This is a genomic window from Halobacillus massiliensis (assembly GCF_900166625.1).
Taxonomy (GTDB): domain Bacteria; phylum Bacillota; class Bacilli; order Bacillales; family Halobacillaceae; genus Halobacillus_A; species Halobacillus_A massiliensis.
The window spans coordinates 2808296-2827332 of sequence record NZ_LT800499.1 but is presented as its reverse complement, the minus strand read 5'-3'; the positions used below and the strand labels follow the sequence as shown (position 1 = coordinate 2827332).

Here is a 19037-nt window from a genome sequence, read left to right as displayed (position 1 = left end):
GATGAAACCAGCCAAGTTCGAGTATCACCGGCCAGATAACCTTCCTGATGCACTAAGACTTTTAGATGAAGCTGGATTTGAAGGAAAGATAATAGCTGGTGGACAAAGTCTCGTACCAATAATGAATATGCGCCTGGCAACCCCTGAGTGTCTAATCGATATCAACGGATTAACTGACCTTGACTTCATTGAGTGTAAAGACTTTTTAGTCAAAATAGGCGCTATGACACGACAAAGCCAGGTAGAGGCTTCTGATGTAGTAGGGCAGAACATTCCTTTACTAAAAGAAGCAGTCCCACTTATTGGACATCTACAAACAAGGAATCGAGGCACGATTGGTGGGAGTATCGTCCATGCTGACCCGAGTGCAGAGCTCCCACTTGTGCTGATGACACTTGGTGGGAAAGTGAAGATTTCTTCAGAAGATGAAGAACGAGTCGTTGATGCCGAAGACTTTTTTCTTACCTACCTTACTACTGATTTAATGCCGACGGAGATACTAACTGAAATCCATATTCCTGTCTGGGAAGGGAAAACAGGCCATTCATTTATGGAGATTGCCCGTCGACATGGGGATTTTGCGTTGGTGGCTGCTTCGTGTCAGATGGCCGTTGACGAGGAGGGCAGAATCGGAAATATCCGTTTAGCTCTGGGTGGTGTAGAAGCTATTCCTTTTCTAATAGAAGACGCCCAAACAGTGCTCTGCGGAGAGCAGTTGACGGATGGACTAATCGAACAACTAGCAGAAATAGTAGGGGAGAGTGTGGAACCCGAATCAGACCTCCATGCCTCTGAAGAGTATCGACGGCATCTAGCTAAAGTGCTGACTTCACGTACATTACGTCAGGCATACGAAAGAGCGAGAGGGTGATGAATTTGGCGGTGCAAGAAATTGAGGTCACTATCAATGGCACTAGATATCAGGAAATGGTGGAACCTAGAATGCTCTTAAGTGACTTTTTGAGAGAGGTATGCGGACTAACTGGTACGCATGTAGGCTGCGAACATGGGGTGTGTGGAGCTTGCACGATTGTATTAGATGATGCTGCAGTTAGAAGTTGCTTAATTTTCGCGGTACAGTCAGATGGCAGGAATATACGTACGGTAGAAGGACTCGCACATACCGGCGAATTAACGACTCTGCAGAAAAACTTCAAGGAAAATCACGGATTACAATGTGGTTTTTGCACATCAGGGATACTCATGGCAGCCACTGACTTTATCGAAAAAAAACCTGAAGCAGACAGTCAGGAAATTAAAGAGATGCTGTCAGGTCATTTATGCAGGTGTACAGGCTACGATGGCATAGTAAAAGCTGTAGAGAAGACTATGGAAGAAAACAAAAAGTCCGTAAAGGAGTTGAACACATGAATATTGCAAAGTTACTAGAGTTTGCAGTAGAAAGGCACCCGAATAAGACAGCGGTAGTCCAAGGTGATATTCGCTTGACCTATTCTCAGTTGGATTCTAAGGTGTCTCAAGTGGCTGCCTCTTTGCAACGGGTAGGGGTCAAGCAACAAGACCGGGTAATCGTTATATTAAAAAACCATTTGGAAAATGTGCTTACCTATTGGGCTTTGCAGAAGCTTGGTGCTATTTATACTCCTATTAACTTTCGATTATCGGACAAGGAAGTAGAGTATTGCGTGAACGATGCAGAAGCGTCCGCAATCGTCTATGAAGATGTCAGTCAGGAAGCTGTCCTGAATGCAGACTTTAAAGAACGGCCTATTTTGATAGGCGTACATGACGTAGAAGGGGCAGATATTTATTTCAAGGAGTTAGTAGAAAGAAGTCCAGGTAGCTACGAACAACCAACCATTCAGGACGATGACATAGCCCTTATGCTCTATACCTCAGGAACGACCGGCAAGCCGAAGGGAGTTCCGAGAAGTAATAAAAATGAATATGCGTCTGCTACCGCTCACATTATACAAAACCATTATACCGTAGGTGAAAGCACTCTTGGAACGATGCCTCTTTATCACACGATGGGGATGAGGTCGCTCTTATCAATCGCCTTTGTCAATGGTAAGTATGTGATACTTCCCGATTTTGATGCTAAAGATGCGCTCAAATTGTTAAGTGAGGAACAGCTTACATGTTTATATCTAGTTCCAACCCTGTACCATGATATGTTGAACCATCCTCATTTTGAGAAATACGATCTGGCTTCTTTAAAGAAATTAGGATATGCTGGGGCGTCTATGACAACTGCCCTGACAGAAAAATGTGTAAAATACTTTAAACCTGAGGTTTTCGTTAATCATTATGGAAGCACGGAAGTATACACATTCACAATTAATCCAAATGTAAGAGAAAAACCTGGTTGCGCTGGTAAACCTGGGTTCCATCAAAATATACGTATAGTGACTGCTGACCCCAATGGGGGGGCCAGTAACACGGATATAGTGAACAAGGAAGAGGTCGGTGAAATTATTGCGAACCTAGATTCCAGTGAAGCTTTTAAAGGGTATTGGAATCGACCGGATGCTACAAAAAAATCGATTCGTGATGGCTGGTATTTTACTGGTGATCTAGGTTATATAGATGCAGATGGAGATTTGCACGTAGTAGGTAGAGTAGACGATATGATCATCTCGGGTGGAGAAAATATTCACCCGTTAGAAGTGGAGGATGTGTTAACGAAAAACCCTAAAGTTTCAGAAGTTGCTATCGTCGGAGAAGAGGATAATCGTTGGGGCCAGATCGTAACGGCTTATGTAGTACCTTCTGATTCATCACTTACTATTCAGGGGTTGGATGAATACTGTAAAAACAATCCGAAGTTATCTAATTTTAAGCGTCCTAGAAACTATATTTTCATTAAAGAAATACCAAAAAGTCCAGTAGGAAAGATCCTTCGCAGAAAATTACGTGAAGGGGAATTTGAATTATTTAACGATGAACAGGTAGTCCATTAAGAAAATAGAAGGGAGAAAATAAATATGACAATGAATACAAGATATGATCACATTCGAGTAGAAAAAAACAGGGAGGACAAAATTGCGACTATTGTTTTTGATCGACCAGAAAAAATGAACTATATCAGCATGATCGCACGATCTCAATTTTCTGGAATTTTCGATGATTTAAATACAGATGAAAATGTACAGGTAATCGTTATTAAAGGAGAAGGTGATCAAGCTTTTAGTGCTGGGGGGAGCATTCCGCAGTTTATGGAAGCTCATCCGGAAGAATTATCCCACTTGGCGGAGAATGTAGCAGCTCCTGAACGTTCTTCGAAACCGGTAATTGCTCAATTGCAGGGATATACATTCGGGGTAGGTTTTGAAATCGCTATGGCTTGTGATTTTCGGATTGCTGCAGAGGATACGTTGTTAGCATTGCCTGAAATGAATTTAGGGATGATACCGGGAAGCGGTGGTACTCAACGGGTAGCACGGGCTGTTGGATTGACTAGAGCGAAAGACATGATTATGCGAGCCAGAAGAATTCCTGCTCATGAAGCTTATCAATGGGGGTTGCTCACTCAAGTAGTAGAAAAGAGTCGATTAGAAGTAGAGGTAGCAAGTGTGGCTAAGGACCTTACTCGCTTCTCACCATTGGCTCAACGTGTATGTAAAGAAGTATTAAATGCTGCAGAAGAAGGTCCGTTAAGTACAGGGTTGCAAATTGAAGGTCGAGCATATGGAATGCTAAGGGGAACTGAAGATTTTAAAGAAGGCGTAGAGGCTTTCGTGGAAAAAAGAAAGCCGCAATTTATAGGAAGATAAGGGTGGCCTGCAAGGGCATCCCTTATAGGAGCCAGTCTATTAAAATAGATAAACTCTGAATTTCCAAAAAGGTGGTAGTGGCTGTTGAAGAATAAACAGAACAACCTACTTAAGCATCTGAATGTGAATACCTTTAGTGCCGGGACACTTGCAGCAATCTTTGGTTGCACGGGACCAGCTTTAATTGTTATAGGTGGAGCTCAAAATGGAGGATTATCGCAAGGTGAAATGATTTCTTGGTTGTTTGCCATCTATTTTTTCGGTGGTTTACTTGGGATTATTCTATCTTTGAAATATAAGCAGCCAATTGCTGGTGCATATTCTATTCCCGGCGCCGTACTTGTAGCAGGCGCACTAACCCATTTCTCCTTGAATGAAGCAGCTGGAGCCTATCTTGTATCGGGGTTCATTGTGTTTGTCTTAGGTATAAGTGGATTAATAGGAAAGATTATGAATTGGCTCCCCCTTCCTATTGTTATGGCAATGATAGTAGGAGCAATGATCAAATTTGGAACAGGCATGATTACATCCGTAGAAGAAGCTCCCTTGATCGCTGGAGCGGCCATCCTTGTATATTTACTTTCATCAAAATTTATTGCCCATGTTCCTCCGATATTAACAGCATTTTTGGTCGCAGTACTTCTGGCAGGTTCAATGAACCAGTTTCAACTGGGCGCTATGGAACCAAGCTTTATTGTACCTGGTATTGTAGTACCTTCATTCAGCCTTGATGCCATCCTTTCGATTTCCATTCCCTTAGCCTTACTGGTAATAGGTGCAGAGAATGCACAAGCGTCAGGGGTATTGATTGCCCAGAACTATAAGCCGCCGATTAATGCTATGACCATCTACAGTGGTATCGGCGGAATAATTACTTCCTTCTTCGGAGGACACAATGCCAATGTTGCAGGTCCAATGACAGCTATTTGTGCCTCTGAAGAAGCAGGAAAAGATAAGGAAAGTCGCTATGCTTCTGTTGTGGTGAATGGTGTGCTTTTTGCAACATTTGGATTATTAGCAGGAGTTGCTGTACCATTTGTCACTGCTATGCCATCCGTTTTAATCGGGACTGTTGCGGGATTAGCGATGATTGGAGTTCTTTTAAGTTCTTTACAATCAGCTTTTTCTAATCCAAGGTTTCAAATAGGTTCCTTCTTTGCTCTTGTAATAGGTATGTCTGGGGTAAGTTTCTTTGACATCAGTTCGCCATTCTGGGCTTTAGTCGGCGGTGTTCTAGTGTCCTTAATTATAGAAAAGAAAGATTTTGATGCAGTTAAACAAGACAGTGGAAAACGTACAGGCACTCAAGTAGAAACTGCTTAAAAGTGTAGAGGTCTATAACTAAACGTTTTAAAAGCAACGGTTTAAATGACCGGATTTTGACTGGATAACCCTCATGTCCATTCATGTGTTACTTATCAAAAAAGTGTCTTTGTTAGCTAAAAGACTTGTATATAAGGGATTTCATTTTGTATTGAGAGCTACTTGTCAAAAGGTATGCGGCATGATGGCGATATCCCAAATTAAGCTTAAATTAACACATCTTCTTCCAAAAAATACTATTGACGGTGAAAGGTTAAGATCTTATAGTAAGTGGAAGAACTTCATAACCACATCCCAAAGGGGAGTAGCTGTTCAGCAACTGTCGTCATTACAGGACAAAAGTCCTCGGCATTGTTGGCAACATAACTGTTGTTAGCGAGACCTTTGCCATGCATTGTGCGGGCAAAGGTCTCTTTTTATTTTTTTTCGGATTGCCGGTTGGTTGATGTCTCTTTTTCTTTTGGAAAACATGGGAGGGTGCTCATATGTCCAAGATATTAAAATTATTAAAGAATAAGGCTGTGAAGAAAGGTTTGCAAAAGGCTCAGAAACATGTGTGGCCAGTCATTCAAAAGGAAATTGCAAAGCGAAAGGGTCAGAAAAAGAGGTAGGTGGAAAGGAATGAAAGAGATCGGTTTTGTGGATTCAACTCAAGAATACAAAGACCTTGCTGATAGTGTAAAGTTTTTGGTCTGCAAGAGAAAAATTGAACTTAAAACCTATGATGAGCGGTTGCGCCTCATCGGCAGTGGAAGAAGTGCCTATGTATTTAAGCTTCCGCATGTGCAGAAGGCGATTAAAGTGTTTTATCCACCTTTTGAGCATCTTGCCAAGCTAGAAGCAGAGATTTATGACAGGCTTGCCGGAAGCTCCTATTTTCCAACGCTTTACGAGGTCGGAACTAATTATTTTGTGATGGATTATATAGATGGAAAGACACTCTTTCAATGCATGCTAGAAGGAAGGCGCATTCGTCGCCGACACATCGTTGAAGTGGATAAGGCGATTGCATTTGCACGTGAAAACGACTTAAACCCATCAGACATTCACCTGCACAATTTACTTTTAACGAAGGACGACACGATGAAGGTAATAGACGTGGCTCGTTATAAGCAAACGAAAAATTGCACGCAGTGGAAGGATTTGAAGCAGGCGTTTGACCGCTATTATTCACGGTGGTTTTTTCCGAAAAAGCTTCCAGCGTTTTGCCTAAATACGATATCAAAGGTCTATAAGAAGAGAGCTGGTCAATACAAAACAGATTCTTTAATAAGTCCTTAACGATTTCATAAGGATTATGTACATGCGTCGTAATGTCAGATATCGTACTTATCTTTTTCCATCGCTACACCACCGTTATAGAATTAGTCCTATTTAATAAAAACCCAATTTTCTGGGTTATTTATTCAAAATGAAAAGAGGTTTCATTTTTTCTTTTTCCTTTTATTAATTTTTAACCGCTTTGTCTTCTCACTCACATAAGCATAAATGATATCTTTATCTTGCAAATCATGTTGGTCGAGGTGGTCGAGCAGCCATTCTTTAGACTTTCCCAACAGCACCAAGTTTTTATGCTGGATTTTTCCATCAATAATAACGGCAATAGGCAAACCTTCATCATCGATGCAAATATCCATGTGCTCTACGGTCACAGGAGAGTTACCTGGTTTAGGTATTACACTTACTTCACCGATAGGCTCCAGCATGGCATATTCAACATCGCTTATTTTAGGGTAACCTTTACTTCTTAGAATCGAGAGCAGCTGGGCGATAGATAACCTTGATCTTTCAATATTATCCTCTACAATCTCACCATTTTTAACTAAGATAGTAGGTTTCCCTAAGAAGAACCCGTTCCCCCATTGCCAAAGCGTTAGTTTACCAAACACTATGTGTAAGCTGACTAAGATTCCTAAAGCATAAATGGTTGGCAGATATTCCGTACTAATTAATGGTTCAGACACGACGGTTCCAATGATAATGATCGCAACCAAATCGTAAGGAGTCATTTGAATAATAGTGGACTTCCCCATTAATCTCATTATAACGATGGCGATTAAGTATAGGGATAAGATTTTAATAATCAATACCATGGTCCGCTCACCCTTTAAAATTTTTATTACGTTCCCCAAAGGCAGCTTGAACTATCCAATGATATTAGAAAAATACGAATTTTTCCTATGTTTAAGGAGGATACTATCCTAGTCAAAAGGCTCTCCTTTCCTGTTTCGAACAAGAAAGGAGTGGCTTTGGGACAATCATACTTAATTTTCTTCTTCCGTTCCTTGCCAGCTTAGAATTTCATCATCCTTATCAGATTCAATGATCACTTCAGTAACTCCACGCTCATTTAAAATCTTTCTTTCTATCCCTTCTAGGACATCAGAAGCCTTTGCTATGGACATATCCGGATCAAATTCGACCTTAAGCTCCACGTGCAGCTCCTCCCCTTCTTTCATGACCATCAGCTTTTGAATATCTTTCACATGTTTTTCCTCAAAAACAAACTTACCAATCTTCTCTTCCATTTGTTCATCCGCCACTCCTAGAACACCAGCGGCATTGTCGAGAAATATACGTGCGACCACATAAAAAAGCATGAGACCAATGAGGATAGAAGCATACCCCTCCGCTGCATGAAACGTTGTATAGGTTGCAATCACAATAGATACGATAGCGATTATTGCCCCGAGTGTCGCTACCATATCCTCTAAAAAGACGAGCTTTGTGGCAGGCTTAGCTCCCTTTATATTCTTAAGACTTACCATCACCACATTAATGCCTTTTACTTGTTCTTTTCCAATATCAACCAATACTTGCTTCATGGCTTTATTCAAAACAATAGCTTCCAATATGGCTGCGATTCCTAAAACAGCGATATTCAACCAAAACCACGAACCAGCTGCAGGAGGCTCCGTAATGTGATGAATGCCTTCTCTAATGGTTTCATACGCTAATATTCCCACAATGATCACGGCCCCAAGCAAAACTAAGTTTACAAGCCTCGCAAAGCCATTAGGAAATCGGTTCGTTGGGGATTTTTTACTTAAAGCGGATCCAATAAATACGAAAAACTGGTTAGCTGTATCACCAATACTGTGCATCGTCTCAGCAAACATCGCCACATTGCCTGTTATAAAAAAAGCAATCGCTTTTATGATAGCTATAACGGCATTCATGATACATGCCATTAAGGCAGGCTTATTGCCTTGTTTTAATAATCCCAATAATTCCTTCATCATCTGCTCCTTTCACTCCGAAGAAACCTCAGCGTCTTACTCTTAGGTTTCCATAGCTGAGTGAAAACAAGTCATGGATTTGTATTTTTCTTTAAAATTCTAGATGAATATAGCTCCCCAACATTATCCCTCATAACGAACATCAATGATTGATAAGTACGGAAAGTGCAAATGGTAACGGCTAAATAAAGCAAAAACATAACATCAAACTTAGAAAACCCTAATTTATAGAAGAACGTCCGACGGGTATGTTTAGAAAAAGGTTTTGTTTCCATAGCAACTGCAATTCGATAAGCTCCTCTTATACTATTGGAAAGAAGAGGAATCGAATAAGACTTTAGTTTATGATAAAAACCTCTCACCCCATTTTTTCTGAACTCCCCGGACCTTCAAAGCGTGATGAAGGGTCTTCATCTCTTCAATCATCAATGGAATCAGCCTGATTGCCGCCATAAAGCTATACACATACTTCGGTTTCATGTTTACTTGCTGCATCAAGGAATAAAATAAATACACCGGTTTAGTAGTCAGCGCCAACACCGCTCCTAAGATCTCAAAAATAATTGCCTCGAAAACCTAAATGTAACCCTCTGAAAAAGCTTTCTTCAGTAATGTGCACCGTAACTAACGGAATCTTTTATTGATTAAAAAGACTCGGGATGAATATAATCAGAACAAACGTTCGTGAACGAGGTGATAATCATGGAAAATTTGTTAATCAAAGCTAGTGAAGAAAAAATAAAGCTTGAAATGATTTATATGGATTCACAAGGAGAGCTATCATACCGAGTAATTAGAACAGTGAAGAATGAAGAAGAACATATCCTTGGATACTGTTATACAAAAAAGAAAGTACGTTCATTTAGGAAAGATAGTATTCTTTCCATTTATCCATATAAACCTCGTGAAAGGAAAGAAGCATAATGGAGAATCCAAATGATCGAGGGACAATTAAATGGACATCATTGATACTTCCGGAACATGTAGAAATGGTTCAAGAAATTTTTAAAGAACAAGAGAGAGAAGAAAAACTGCAACTAGATGAGCAGCAATTGCAGGATAACGCTTTGGCTTTGGAGATGGCTTTAAAAGATATTCTTACTGTAAAGTTTCCACAAAAGCTGTCAGAGACAAGATCGCTTTCGGGACAGCAGGCTGAACAATAGGTCATTGATTTCACCTCTAATTTTGAAAGATTCCCAGTAAATTTCCATTTAGGATATTTAATCTATAAAGAATTAAAAGTAATGTATAGACAGGTTTCCTTATCTGCGAAATTGTATTTTATAGTTTAAAATTCTCCTGCCTTAAATAAATCTATCCAAGGTTTTTTATATGGTATAATACAGAATAATGTGAAAATTATTTTCCGTTTGGAAGGTTTGAACTTTGTACCAATGATTACACATATAAAGGTTAGCGAGGAGAACGGAATGAAGGATTATCGGTATGTAAAACAAGTAGACCTTCGGCATACGGGGATGGTTTATAAATTCACAAGAAAGCAGAATGAGTTCATCCATACCGAGGTTGAAGGACAGCTACTCTATAATCTTGGTTTTAAGCAAACTGATATTTTGGGTAAAAACCTCGATGAATTCTTACCATATGACATAGCAAACTTCAAAAAAGAATATTACTGTAAAGCCTGGAAAGGTGAAACAGTCCACTATGAAAGTGAGAATAAGGGTATTCATTATTTCGCATGTTTAAGACCGGTTTTTAAGAATGGGGAAGTAGTGGAGGTGGTGGGATCGTGCATTGATGTTACTGCGCTATCAACAATAGAAGCAAAACAATATAGTGTTATGCAGCAACTCCCTGAAATAAATCAAATGAAGCAAAGCCTTAAATCTGAAAGAAAAAAACTGGTTATAAAAGAGAACAGTAAATTTATTTTCATTCCATTGGCAGAAATTGTTTTTATTGAGAGAGTAAACAGAAAGTCTGTCATCTATTCCTATAAAAAACATGCGGAGACATATGAATCTTTAACCAGTTTAAATCAGCAATTAGATGATAGTTTTTTTAGATGCCATAAGTCGTACATTTTGAATATAGATTATTTAGAAGTCATAGAACAGAAAAACCAGAAATACTGCGGACACTTTTACGATTATGATAAATCGGTAAAGATATCCAAGGATTCCGTACAACGGCTAAAAACCTATAAATCCCATTGAAGAACTCGGCATATTTTGTCGAGTTTTTTCTTACGATCTTTGAAAAAGTTGATTCAACATACCAACTTGTTGGCTGAAATGATTATAGTTTTGGTTGAAACTAGTGAAATGCTGACTGAAGTCTATTAGACAAGTAATTTGTAAAGTTATAGTATAGTCTCAAGATTAAAAGCCTCTATTATAGGCTTTGTACGCGTGAGAACAGGAGGAATGCCGTGAAATATCATAGAAAGGACTAGATAATGAAACGAATAAACGCAATTACATACAAGCAGAGTCTCCTACAAGAGATAGAATACAGAAGAAAACGTCTCCTGATCCTTGGGGGAAAGCTGGGGTTAACGCATAAGGAAACATTGGAAACCAGTCAAATACTTGATGAACTAATAAATGAATATATTCGTAAGGGAAAGTAATCGGGTAGTCCCCCTTTTCGCCAGGGATGAGAAAGCTTCGTGAAACTATCCATTTTATTCGATTCCAGCAGTACCAATAAATTAACTGCCATTCCTTTATGAGGAGAACCAGTTAGATTCATTTCTGGAAAGTAGATCACTCCTCTACATCCCATTAACATGTAATCAGGACCATTTGCAAACAAATCGCCATTAATTTATCTGAAATCAAAAATACCTGTATTAGAGATTACTCCATAATACAGGCTCATTGACGTTAGCTTGTGAATCTTTTTTTTAATGTCTAAAAATATAAACTTGCTAAATGATAGGGTGATTAAAACCATAACGAGGGTTTGTATAGAAAGGCGGTCTCCATCCTATTTCTGACATTGGCCAGGAATGATTGATATAATCCATCCTTACTTTTTCCTCGGAATAGTTTACCAGTAATAATTTTACTTCCGGATTAAATTCGAATCGCAAAAAAAGCAACCTCCTTGATATTTTATCTTACTTTTTACTTTATTCAAAGCCCATTAATGGGGAGCAAGTCTTTATTTCCTAGATAGGACAAGTGTACCTCAAATGGTTGGAATGGAAACAGGCACTTCACTTTTCTGCCCATCATACAGTAAACAGAACGTTTACTATCAGGAGGTTTGCCATGAGTCAAGAAAAGAAAGATCGCCAAATTCCACAGATGGATCAAATGCAAGATATGGATTCTGCGGATCAAATGGATTCCATCCACCATATGTCGGAAATGCAACACTCGCAAATGAATTATATCCAACAAGTGAATCAGATGCCGTATTACCAGATGCCTCAAATGGCTCAATCGCCTCAATATCACATGTCACAAATGAATCGGTATCCAGGGAGCAACGTGACGGGTCAATATCAAAATAATCATGTAATGGGTCCGAAGAATCAAATGAAGTTGCAGCAGATCCAACAGTTGCAACAAGAGTTTGATGCAAACAAAGTGGAACACCCATACCCGATGTACCCTAACTATGGAAAAATAACCAAGTATGAGGAAATTCCGTTGAATTTACCCGAACAGCGTCAGCTCTTTCATCCAGGTGTCGAAGGGTTAATGGTGCCCCGGCCGATCATTGAAAACCCAAATTATAGAGGCAGCGGAAAATTAAAAGGAAAAGTCGCGCTTATTACAGGGGGTGATAGCGGAATTGGGGCGGCGGTCGCAATTGCATTTGCCAAAGAAGGAGCCGACGTAGCCATCGCTTACTTAAATGAACATGATGATGCAAACCGAACCAGAGCGAGGGTGGAACAACTCGGTCAGCGATGTTTGCTAATGCCAGGTGACTTGCGGGATAAACGGCAGTGTATCGCAATCGTAGAGCAAACCATCAAGACGTTTGGCCGTCTTGATGTCCTCTGTAACCATGTAGGAATCCAGTTCCAGCAAAAGAACCTGATGGACATTACGGACCAGCAATTCGATGATACATTTAAGGTGAATATCTATTCCCACTTCTATACAACCAGAGCAGCACTTCCTTACATGAAACCAGGAAGTTCAATCATACAAACTTCTTCTGTAGTAACTTATGTTGGAGAAAAACAAATGATTGATTACACGGCAACAAAAGGGGCTAACGTGGGATTCACGCGTGCTTTGGCGAATAATGTGGTAGATAAAGGGATTCGGGTTAATGCTGTAGCACCTGGACGGATATGGACACCTCTTATCGCTGCTAGCTTCTCATCAGATCAGGTTGCTGTATATGGTGCCTCTAACCCGATGCAACGGGTAGCCCATCCATTTGAACTTGCCCCAACATATGTGTATTTAGCTTCTGATGATTCTCGTTTCGTTACGGGCCAAGTGCTTCATGTAGACGGTGGGGAATCTACTCATTCATAATCAGGAGGTTAAATGGGATAAACTGAAAAAGAGGAGGTGCTTAAAAGGTTGAGGAAAACCTTTTGAAGCATCCTCTTACATAGAGTTTGGTATTTTATTGATGTATATTTGTGTTTTAATCAATTTACTTTTTAAGAAAAACCTTGTTATTAATATTTCTATATGGTCTGATATTGTTTTTTAGAAGCGAGTGAATAGGCAGAATGGTGGGATTATGACTTGGTTTTAAAATCGTTTACTAAATGTAAAAGCCTCTCAAGAGTTCATAAACTTTTGAGAGGCTTTCTTTTATTCTTAAATAGGAGCCGGGGGATACAGGGTGGGATACTTAAAACGGCTTAGTATATTGAAATGAGAAATTATATGCATTTAAATTATAATTTGAATTCCTTAGTTAATACTAACAATATAGCTTAGTTTATGGAGGGAATCTTTGATGGATGCAAATAAAATATCATCTCAAATAGAAAAAAAAGTTATGGCACATGTAAAAGAACATCAACAACATAAAAAATTAACTGCATCAGAAATTGGTGATTTGTTTAATAATTATCTCGGAGATTCTTTATTTCACTGTGTATTTAAACATTATCTTCAAGTGGTAGAAGATGATGAAATCAGGGATTTTATAGTATTTGCATCAGATATTTCAAAAAAACACCTTAATTTAATTAAAGAAATTTATACGAAGGAAAATATTCCTGTTCCCGTTGGTTTTGGTGAACAAGATGTTCGTAACGGAGCACCGCGACTTTTTAGTGACTTGTTTATGGTGTTTTATATAATAGAAATGTCAAGAGTAGGGTTGTCAAAATATGGTGACTCTCTATCTAATGCATCAAGGTATGATTTAGTTGATTATTTTGATATGTGTATTCAAGACACAATAAAAACATATAAATACGGAATTTATTTACTACTATCTAAAGGAATGGATATATCACCGCCACACATTCCATATCCTAAAAAAGTTGATTTTGTTGAAAGTAAATCTTTTATTTCTTTAATTGCTGGGAAACAAAGACCTGTTACTGCATTAGAAATTAAACATTTACAGGTTAACATAAATACAAACACATTAGGAAAAGCATTAATGACCGCATTTAGCCAGGTTGCATCTTCTGATAACTTGAAAAAGTATTTTCGAGAAGGATCTTCATTAGCAGAAGGACAAATAAAGGAATTAGGAGAATTGCTTATGAATGAGGATCTCCCAACTCCTAAATTGATGGATACTCATGTCACAGATTCTACATCTTCGCCATTTTCAGATAAGCTGTTAATGTATCATACGGTTTTATCTAATGCAATTGGGATAAAAAATTACGGTTCAGCTATTTCAGAAATCTTGAGACATGACTTACACTTTAAGTTTACTAAGTTGGCAGCAGGAATTGGTAAATATGCTAAACAAGGAATGAATATGATGATAAATCATGGGTGGTTGGAGGAACTACCTACTGCTGCTGACCGTAAAAAATTATCTAAAAAGTCTGATGGAAGCACAAGAAATGAAGGGTCTTAGATGATATGGGTAGAAAGCCTAAAAAACATGAGGCTTTATTATGGAGTATAGCATTACCTGGATTCGGTCAGATCTTAAATGGAAAGATTGTGAAGGGAACAGTCTTTCTCCTTTTAGAGATTATAGTAAACGTTCAAAGTAATTTTAATTTAACTATTATGTACTCTTTTTTGGGGGAAATAAACACAGCTATTGAAACACCTGATTATCAATGGCTTATGTTTTATCCTTGTCTATATATGTTTACAATGTGGGATGCCTACCGTGATGCAGAAGGTGAAACAACTTCTATTTCTTACCTTCCTTTTTTATTCGGAGCTTTTTTTGTAACCGTTGGATTAATTTATTCTGTTAAAATAAAGATTTTTGGCTTTTTAATTGGACCGATTTTTTTACCTATGCTCTTTTTAGTTCCTGGTTTAGTGATCGGGTTTATCATTTATAAGATTATTTTAATAGTAACCAAACCCTAATGGCACAGAATTCACACTCTGTGTCATTTTATTTTGTAACTGGATTGCTAGTCATCATAATTACCCTGGTCCTGCCAGGGTCTGGAAAAAAGGAAAAGTACGATAAACCGCTAAGAGCACTTGGTGGTTTTCTGGGTCTATGTCATTTTCTGTTAGTATAAATTGTCTGAAACTGAACACAATAAGGAAGGTGTATATACATTATCTTATTAGGAGATTGATGTTTATGTTTAAGAAGAGGAAGAGTACAGGGGGAGGAAATCAAACGGAAAATAGCCACAATACCCCTGTCACACTAGAGGTTCTCCGTGAACGCGTAGACAATATGGAAGACGCTAAAATAATCGAACATCAAACCCATAACCATAAGTCATTTGTATTGATATACATAGAAACATTGATTGATAAAGAAAGATTAAATGAAGCTGTAATTGAACCTTTACGGCACTGTAATTATAAAAAGATTTCAGATTGTATTTCTGTCTCTAAAGTTACAGATATTTCAACGTTGAAAGAGGCTGAAAATGTATTGATGTTGGGAGCAATCCTACTCTTGGACACCATTGAAAACCAAGTGTATGCTGTCAGTCTTAAAGATTCAACGGGACGTGGGATAGAAACGTCTGAAACAGAAACAATTCTTTATGGAGCCAAAGACAGTTTCACTGAAAACTTAGACCAGAATATTACATTGATCCGTAGAAGGCTGCCACTAACTTCCTTAAAATCAGAGAAATTCACGGTAGGATCACAAACTGAAACAAAGGTTATTCTAATGTATATTGAGGGTTTGACGAATCCGGATCACATTTCTATTGCTAGGGAGAAAATCGAGAGTATCGACTATGATCAGATTCTTGACTCCTCCCAATTAGCAGCGTTTATGGAAGACCATAAACACAGTTTGTTTCCACAGTTTCAACAGACTGACCGTCCTGATGTGTGTGCTCACTCATTGGGCGTTGGAAAAGTTACCATTCTCGTGGATAATACACCTTTTGCCCTAAATGCCCCGATCAGCTTTTTCCATTTGTTTCAATCACCTGAGGATTATATTAATCGCTGGGTCGTGGCTAGCTTCCTGCGGATGTTAAGATATTTTAGTTTCATGCTCTCCTTGCTGATGATTCCAATATATGTTGCTTTAGCGACACATCATTATCAGATGATTCCCTTACAAATTCTATTCGTTCTTGTGGATACGAGAACTCAATTGCCACTAACTCCATTTTGGGAAGCGCTTCTTATGTTGCTGACACTTGAAGTCATAAAAGAAGCAAGTCTACGAATGCCTACCAAATCTGGTCAAATGCTAGGTGTGATCGGTGGTATCGTGGTAGGACAAGCTAGTGTAGAAGCAGGGTTCGCCAGTCAAGTTTTGATCGTTATTGTTGGTATTTCTGCTATCGCATCATTTTTAGTGCCAAATTACTTGATGACCAAAGCGAACGCATTGATTCAGTTTATAATATTGGTCCTTGCTTCTTATCTTGGAGTAATGGGTATTTTCATGGGTATTATTTTACTTTTTGTCCATTTGAATGTACTTACTTCCTTAAGACAACCATATTTTGCACCTGTTACTCCTTTTTATGGAAAAGATTGGCTCGATCTATTTATCCGTGGTCCCTTGCATTGGATGAAAACAAGACCGGAGGCTCTCCATCCATTGCAGAAGTGGCGTTATAAACGAAGGAGATGATATCTTGAGTGTATTTTCATTGTTTGAGAAAACCTCTTCATTGAACGGTGTTTATGTCACTTTGATGGTGAACAGAATGCAAATGTTATATTTTGTGATCATCATGCCCGTTTTTCTTATATATCCCTATAGGATTTGGGTTATCATCCTCGTAGGATTACTATCACAAATCAGTATTTTCATGTTATCGAAATGGTTCACTTCCATCTATGCATCTAAAGGATACGAAGGATTTGTAGAACTTTTTGGTGAGCGATCGATACGGTTACTAGCTTTCATAGGATTGGGATTTATATTATTAAAAATAACAGTAATAACTCTCGGATATATAGAAGTAACTCAATATTTCATCTTTCCTTCCTTGAATACGAATTGGATGATTTTATTCATTTTGATTATTTGCTGGTACGTTAGTTCACATGGAATGACCACTACGATACGATTCGTCGTCATTGCTTTTTTATGTACATCGTGGATGTTTTTGTTATTATTCAACTTCCTCTTTCTACCTTCTAATACTATACAAGATCTGTTTCCGTTAATACCTTATGAATGGACGATGAAATCATGGAAAGGTGTTCTATTTATTTGTTCAGCCTTATCAGGGCCTGAATATTTGGTTTTACTTGCACCTTGGTTCAATACGAGAAAAAAAATATTTTCATACATGACAATTGGAAACGCATTTACCATTTTTGAATATGTGTTTCTGTTTATTGCATCTTTGTTCTTTTTCGGAGCACATTATCTAGAAGAAAGCAGATTCCCAATGATGGAAATGATGCGTTACCTGGAATCTCCAGTTTTTGAAAGAATTGATATGATTTTAATCTCTGTTTATTTAATTAACTTTGTATTCGCCATATCACTCTTTATGTTGATTTTTTATGGTGCGGCTCGTATTACTCTGAAAAAATCGGAAGATCAAACGACTAAATCAGGGCTCGCCATTTGCTATGGTATCTTATTCATTTGTTTATTCATAAATAATGAATTGTTGTGGAAAAAGGCAACTAACCAAAATATTTTGTTAGAGCTGGAGATATGGGCAGGAGCACTCACTTACTTACTAGTACCATTACTTCTGTTCATCTCTTTAAAGCGAAAGGGGCGTGGCTAGTATGAAACATAAACATACCCGAATAATTTTCGTTATTTTTGTTTATATGTTCGTTTTATCTGGTTGTTCGCCTATTGTAGAAAAAAATCTGATTGAAGAAATTGCACCCGTGACTTTTTGGTCGATTCAGAAAGGGGAGGGGGAGAATGAGGGGGAGAACTTCAGAATGAGCACTGTAATACCTCCCCTTGTACAAGAAAAGAAACGCCTTTTGACTGTTCAAGTCGACTTGTTAAAAGAAGGTCTTCAGGGTTTCAATTTAAAATATTATAGAGAATTGAAAGTTGGACAACTCCGGATGCTGTTGATCAGTGATGAAATTGCAACAGAAGGGATCAGGCCATTGATTGAAACGATTTCGACAGATCCTGATATTTCTAAACGTGTGTATCTAGTCATTGTAAGAGGGGATTTTGATGAGTACATTAACAGTCAACTGGGAGTACAAGAAAACCTGGATTATTATCTCTATCGGATGTTCAAGCATTACGACAATCAAGGAAAGTTAACCGTTGTAAATTTGCATGAATTTATGAAAGATCTTCATTCTCCAGCGCATTCTCCAGTATTGCCTGTATTTGAAGCGAGTGGTGAAGATTTCAAATATCAAGGTACTGGCATTTTTAAAAATGACAAATTGATCGAAACCACGAACAACACGGAAGAGCAAATTTACCAGCTTATCACCAATGATCACTTTTTAAAGTATTTTCCGATCCGTGACTTATCTTTTGTTCTGGGCCATGTGAAAGCAAATGTCCAAGTGAATATAGATCAAACATATTCTGAACTGAAGCTCAATGTCCAATTGAACGGTCGGCTTGATGAGATTGGCCGGGAACAAAAATTGCTCAACCGGGAGGACCTTTCAAGATTCGAGGCGGAAGTTGAATCATATTTGGAAAAACAGACTACCGAGTTTTTAAAAAAGCTTCAAGAGACTAAAGCTGACCCTATACAATTCGGAAAGTATACCTTGAGACCTTTCTCAAAACCTCTTGATGAAAAAGAATGGTTAGACAAATGGGAGCAGATGGTGGTCAAAGTCGATTATGACCTTAAAATCCAACCACTAACAGATATCAAAAATTGATCCATCCATCTTGCGCTCAGAACGCAAAGAGTCGACTCAAGCCCATAAAAAGTTCAGGGTTTTTTGGTCCGCAAGCAGAGGTATGAACGGAATATGGAAGAGGACGCTCATAAGTTCATAGAACTTCTGAGTGCCAACCGTTTTAATCGGGACTATTGCGGGATTAGCGATGATTGGAGTCCTTTTAAGTTCTTTACAATCAGCTTAATTCAATTACTGGATTTTAACTGAAGAATACTCATGTCCATCCATGTATTATTTATCAAAAAAGTATCTTGGTTAGCTGGTAAGTCTAGTATATAAGGGATTTCATTTTCTATTGATAGCTATTCTTGTCAAAAAGGGTATGG

The 19037-nt window shown here is 38.4% G+C and carries 21 protein-coding genes; 17 read left to right on the top strand and 4 right to left on the bottom strand.

Going from position 1 to position 19037, the window contains the following annotated elements; genetic code table 11:
- Nucleotide 1 precedes the first annotated feature (1 nt).
- The 7 genes from B7E06_RS14050 to B7E06_RS14025 all read left to right on the top strand — a co-directional run bounded on the left by B7E06_RS14050 (nucleotide 2) and on the right by B7E06_RS14025 (nucleotide 6341).
- Nucleotides 2-871, top strand: coding sequence for an FAD binding domain-containing protein (locus B7E06_RS14050; RefSeq protein WP_082234591.1), 870 nt, complete (start codon nucleotides 2-4; stop codon nucleotides 869-871).
- A gap of 11 nt (nucleotides 872-882) precedes the next feature.
- The gene (locus B7E06_RS14045) at nucleotides 883-1371 is read left to right on the top strand and encodes a (2Fe-2S)-binding protein (protein WP_425432227.1); all 489 of its coding nucleotides are present in this window, start codon (nucleotides 883-885) and stop codon (nucleotides 1369-1371) included.
- Nucleotides 1368-2924 (top strand): AMP-binding protein, encoded by a 1557-nt coding sequence (locus B7E06_RS14040; RefSeq protein WP_082234590.1) that lies wholly within the window; start codon nucleotides 1368-1370, stop codon nucleotides 2922-2924. Before B7E06_RS14045 ends, B7E06_RS14040 begins: the two co-directional genes overlap by 4 nt.
- A gap of 24 nt (nucleotides 2925-2948) precedes the next feature.
- Complete coding sequence (locus B7E06_RS14035; protein ID WP_082234589.1) at nucleotides 2949-3737, top strand: enoyl-CoA hydratase/isomerase family protein; 789 nt, start codon at nucleotides 2949-2951, stop codon at nucleotides 3735-3737.
- Between the two features lie 84 nt (nucleotides 3738-3821).
- Nucleotides 3822-5060 (top strand): benzoate/H(+) symporter BenE family transporter, encoded by a 1239-nt coding sequence (locus B7E06_RS14030; RefSeq protein ID WP_245807741.1) that lies wholly within the window; start codon nucleotides 3822-3824, stop codon nucleotides 5058-5060.
- A gap of 485 nt (nucleotides 5061-5545) precedes the next feature.
- Nucleotides 5546-5671, top strand: a complete 126-nt coding sequence (locus B7E06_RS22245) for a hypothetical protein (RefSeq protein WP_281249092.1) — start codon at nucleotides 5546-5548, stop codon at nucleotides 5669-5671.
- Between the two features lie 10 nt (nucleotides 5672-5681).
- On the top strand, nucleotides 5682-6341 hold the full coding sequence (locus tag B7E06_RS14025) for a hypothetical protein (protein WP_082234587.1): 660 nt from the start codon (nucleotides 5682-5684) through the stop codon (nucleotides 6339-6341).
- 143 nt (nucleotides 6342-6484) lie between these two features.
- Here the strand turns inward: B7E06_RS14025 and B7E06_RS14020 are convergent, their stop codons facing one another.
- From B7E06_RS14020 to B7E06_RS22090, 3 genes are all read right to left on the bottom strand, one after another.
- Nucleotides 6485-7153 carry a DUF421 domain-containing protein gene (locus B7E06_RS14020; RefSeq protein ID WP_082234586.1) on the bottom strand — a complete coding sequence of 223 codons (669 nt, stop codon included), beginning with the start codon at nucleotides 7151-7153 and terminating at the stop codon, nucleotides 6485-6487.
- 171 nt (nucleotides 7154-7324) lie between these two features.
- On the bottom strand, nucleotides 7325-8299 hold the full coding sequence (locus tag B7E06_RS14015; RefSeq protein WP_082234585.1) for a cation diffusion facilitator family transporter: 975 nt from the start codon (nucleotides 8297-8299) through the stop codon (nucleotides 7325-7327).
- A gap of 342 nt (nucleotides 8300-8641) precedes the next feature.
- Nucleotides 8642-8794, bottom strand: a complete 153-nt coding sequence (locus B7E06_RS22090) for an energy-coupling factor transporter transmembrane protein EcfT (protein ID WP_245807812.1) — start codon at nucleotides 8792-8794, stop codon at nucleotides 8642-8644.
- 207 nt (nucleotides 8795-9001) lie between these two features.
- Here B7E06_RS22090 and B7E06_RS14005 point away from each other — a divergent pair, with 207 nt between their 5' ends.
- The 4 genes from B7E06_RS14005 to B7E06_RS13990 all read left to right on the top strand — a co-directional run bounded on the left by B7E06_RS14005 (nucleotide 9002) and on the right by B7E06_RS13990 (nucleotide 10898).
- Nucleotides 9002-9223 carry a hypothetical protein gene (locus B7E06_RS14005; RefSeq protein ID WP_082234584.1) on the top strand — a complete coding sequence of 74 codons (222 nt, stop codon included), beginning with the start codon at nucleotides 9002-9004 and terminating at the stop codon, nucleotides 9221-9223.
- Complete coding sequence (locus B7E06_RS14000) at nucleotides 9223-9465, top strand: YolD-like family protein (protein WP_082234583.1); 243 nt, start codon at nucleotides 9223-9225, stop codon at nucleotides 9463-9465. The genes B7E06_RS14005 and B7E06_RS14000 overlap by 1 nt, the downstream gene beginning before the upstream one ends.
- Nucleotides 9466-9732: 267 nt before the next feature.
- Entirely contained in the window at nucleotides 9733-10482 is a 750-nt protein-coding gene (locus B7E06_RS13995; protein WP_082234582.1) for a LytTR family transcriptional regulator DNA-binding domain-containing protein, read from the top strand.
- Between the two features lie 242 nt (nucleotides 10483-10724).
- Nucleotides 10725-10898: an aspartyl-phosphate phosphatase Spo0E family protein gene (locus B7E06_RS13990; protein WP_082234581.1), complete on the top strand. Its 174-nt coding sequence runs from the start codon at nucleotides 10725-10727 to the stop codon at nucleotides 10896-10898.
- 300 nt (nucleotides 10899-11198) lie between these two features.
- Here the strand turns inward: B7E06_RS13990 and B7E06_RS21900 are convergent, their stop codons facing one another.
- The gene (locus B7E06_RS21900) at nucleotides 11199-11363 is read right to left on the bottom strand and encodes a hypothetical protein (RefSeq protein ID WP_179134060.1); all 165 of its coding nucleotides are present in this window, start codon (nucleotides 11361-11363) and stop codon (nucleotides 11199-11201) included.
- A 433-nt stretch (nucleotides 11364-11796) separates the two neighbouring features.
- Between B7E06_RS21900 and B7E06_RS13985 the strand changes: the two genes are divergently transcribed.
- From B7E06_RS13985 to B7E06_RS13960, 6 genes are all read left to right on the top strand, one after another.
- Nucleotides 11797-12774, top strand: coding sequence for an SDR family oxidoreductase (locus tag B7E06_RS13985; protein WP_082236018.1), 978 nt, complete (start codon nucleotides 11797-11799; stop codon nucleotides 12772-12774).
- A 436-nt stretch (nucleotides 12775-13210) separates the two neighbouring features.
- On the top strand, nucleotides 13211-14299 hold the full coding sequence (locus tag B7E06_RS13980) for a DUF3231 family protein (RefSeq protein WP_082234580.1): 1089 nt from the start codon (nucleotides 13211-13213) through the stop codon (nucleotides 14297-14299).
- A 5-nt stretch (nucleotides 14300-14304) separates the two neighbouring features.
- Entirely contained in the window at nucleotides 14305-14772 is a 468-nt protein-coding gene (locus tag B7E06_RS13975) for a hypothetical protein (protein WP_082234579.1), read from the top strand.
- Between the two features lie 226 nt (nucleotides 14773-14998).
- Entirely contained in the window at nucleotides 14999-16474 is a 1476-nt protein-coding gene (locus tag B7E06_RS13970) for a spore germination protein (RefSeq protein ID WP_082234578.1), read from the top strand.
- 64 nt (nucleotides 16475-16538) lie between these two features.
- Entirely contained in the window at nucleotides 16539-17594 is a 1056-nt protein-coding gene (locus B7E06_RS13965) for a GerAB/ArcD/ProY family transporter (RefSeq protein ID WP_082236017.1), read from the top strand.
- A gap of 1 nt (nucleotide 17595) precedes the next feature.
- Nucleotides 17596-18687: a Ger(x)C family spore germination protein gene (locus tag B7E06_RS13960; RefSeq protein WP_082234577.1), complete on the top strand. Its 1092-nt coding sequence runs from the start codon at nucleotides 17596-17598 to the stop codon at nucleotides 18685-18687.
- Nucleotides 18688-19037 lie beyond the last annotated feature (350 nt).

Excerpts from the sequence above, each read along its gene's own strand:
- B7E06_RS14020 (WP_082234586.1), bottom strand. The coding sequence starts at position 7,153 with ATGGTATTGATTATTAAAATCTTATCCCTATACTTAATCGCCATCGTT.
- B7E06_RS14050 (WP_082234591.1), top strand. The coding sequence starts at position 2 with ATGAAACCAGCCAAGTTCGAGTATCACCGGCCAGATAACCTTCCTGAT.
- B7E06_RS14025 (WP_082234587.1), top strand. The coding sequence starts at position 5,682 with ATGAAAGAGATCGGTTTTGTGGATTCAACTCAAGAATACAAAGACCTT.
- B7E06_RS22245 (WP_281249092.1), top strand. The coding sequence starts at position 5,546 with ATGTCCAAGATATTAAAATTATTAAAGAATAAGGCTGTGAAGAAAGGT.
- B7E06_RS14005 (WP_082234584.1), top strand. The coding sequence starts at position 9,002 with ATGGAAAATTTGTTAATCAAAGCTAGTGAAGAAAAAATAAAGCTTGAA.
- B7E06_RS13965 (WP_082236017.1), top strand. The coding sequence starts at position 16,539 with ATGGTGAACAGAATGCAAATGTTATATTTTGTGATCATCATGCCCGTT.
- B7E06_RS14015 (WP_082234585.1), bottom strand. The coding sequence starts at position 8,299 with ATGAAGGAATTATTGGGATTATTAAAACAAGGCAATAAGCCTGCCTTA.
- B7E06_RS22090 (WP_245807812.1), bottom strand. The coding sequence starts at position 8,794 with ATGCAGCAAGTAAACATGAAACCGAAGTATGTGTATAGCTTTATGGCG.
- B7E06_RS13960 (WP_082234577.1), top strand. The coding sequence starts at position 17,596 with ATGAAACATAAACATACCCGAATAATTTTCGTTATTTTTGTTTATATG.
- B7E06_RS14035 (WP_082234589.1), top strand. The coding sequence starts at position 2,949 with ATGACAATGAATACAAGATATGATCACATTCGAGTAGAAAAAAACAGG.
- B7E06_RS13990 (WP_082234581.1), top strand. The coding sequence starts at position 10,725 with ATGAAACGAATAAACGCAATTACATACAAGCAGAGTCTCCTACAAGAG.
- B7E06_RS13995 (WP_082234582.1), top strand. The coding sequence starts at position 9,733 with ATGAAGGATTATCGGTATGTAAAACAAGTAGACCTTCGGCATACGGGG.
- B7E06_RS13975 (WP_082234579.1), top strand. The coding sequence starts at position 14,305 with ATGGGTAGAAAGCCTAAAAAACATGAGGCTTTATTATGGAGTATAGCA.
- B7E06_RS13985 (WP_082236018.1), top strand. The coding sequence starts at position 11,797 with ATGGGTCCGAAGAATCAAATGAAGTTGCAGCAGATCCAACAGTTGCAA.
- B7E06_RS13970 (WP_082234578.1), top strand. The coding sequence starts at position 14,999 with ATGTTTAAGAAGAGGAAGAGTACAGGGGGAGGAAATCAAACGGAAAAT.
- B7E06_RS14000 (WP_082234583.1), top strand. The coding sequence starts at position 9,223 with ATGGAGAATCCAAATGATCGAGGGACAATTAAATGGACATCATTGATA.
- B7E06_RS14040 (WP_082234590.1), top strand. The coding sequence starts at position 1,368 with ATGAATATTGCAAAGTTACTAGAGTTTGCAGTAGAAAGGCACCCGAAT.
- B7E06_RS13980 (WP_082234580.1), top strand. The coding sequence starts at position 13,211 with ATGGATGCAAATAAAATATCATCTCAAATAGAAAAAAAAGTTATGGCA.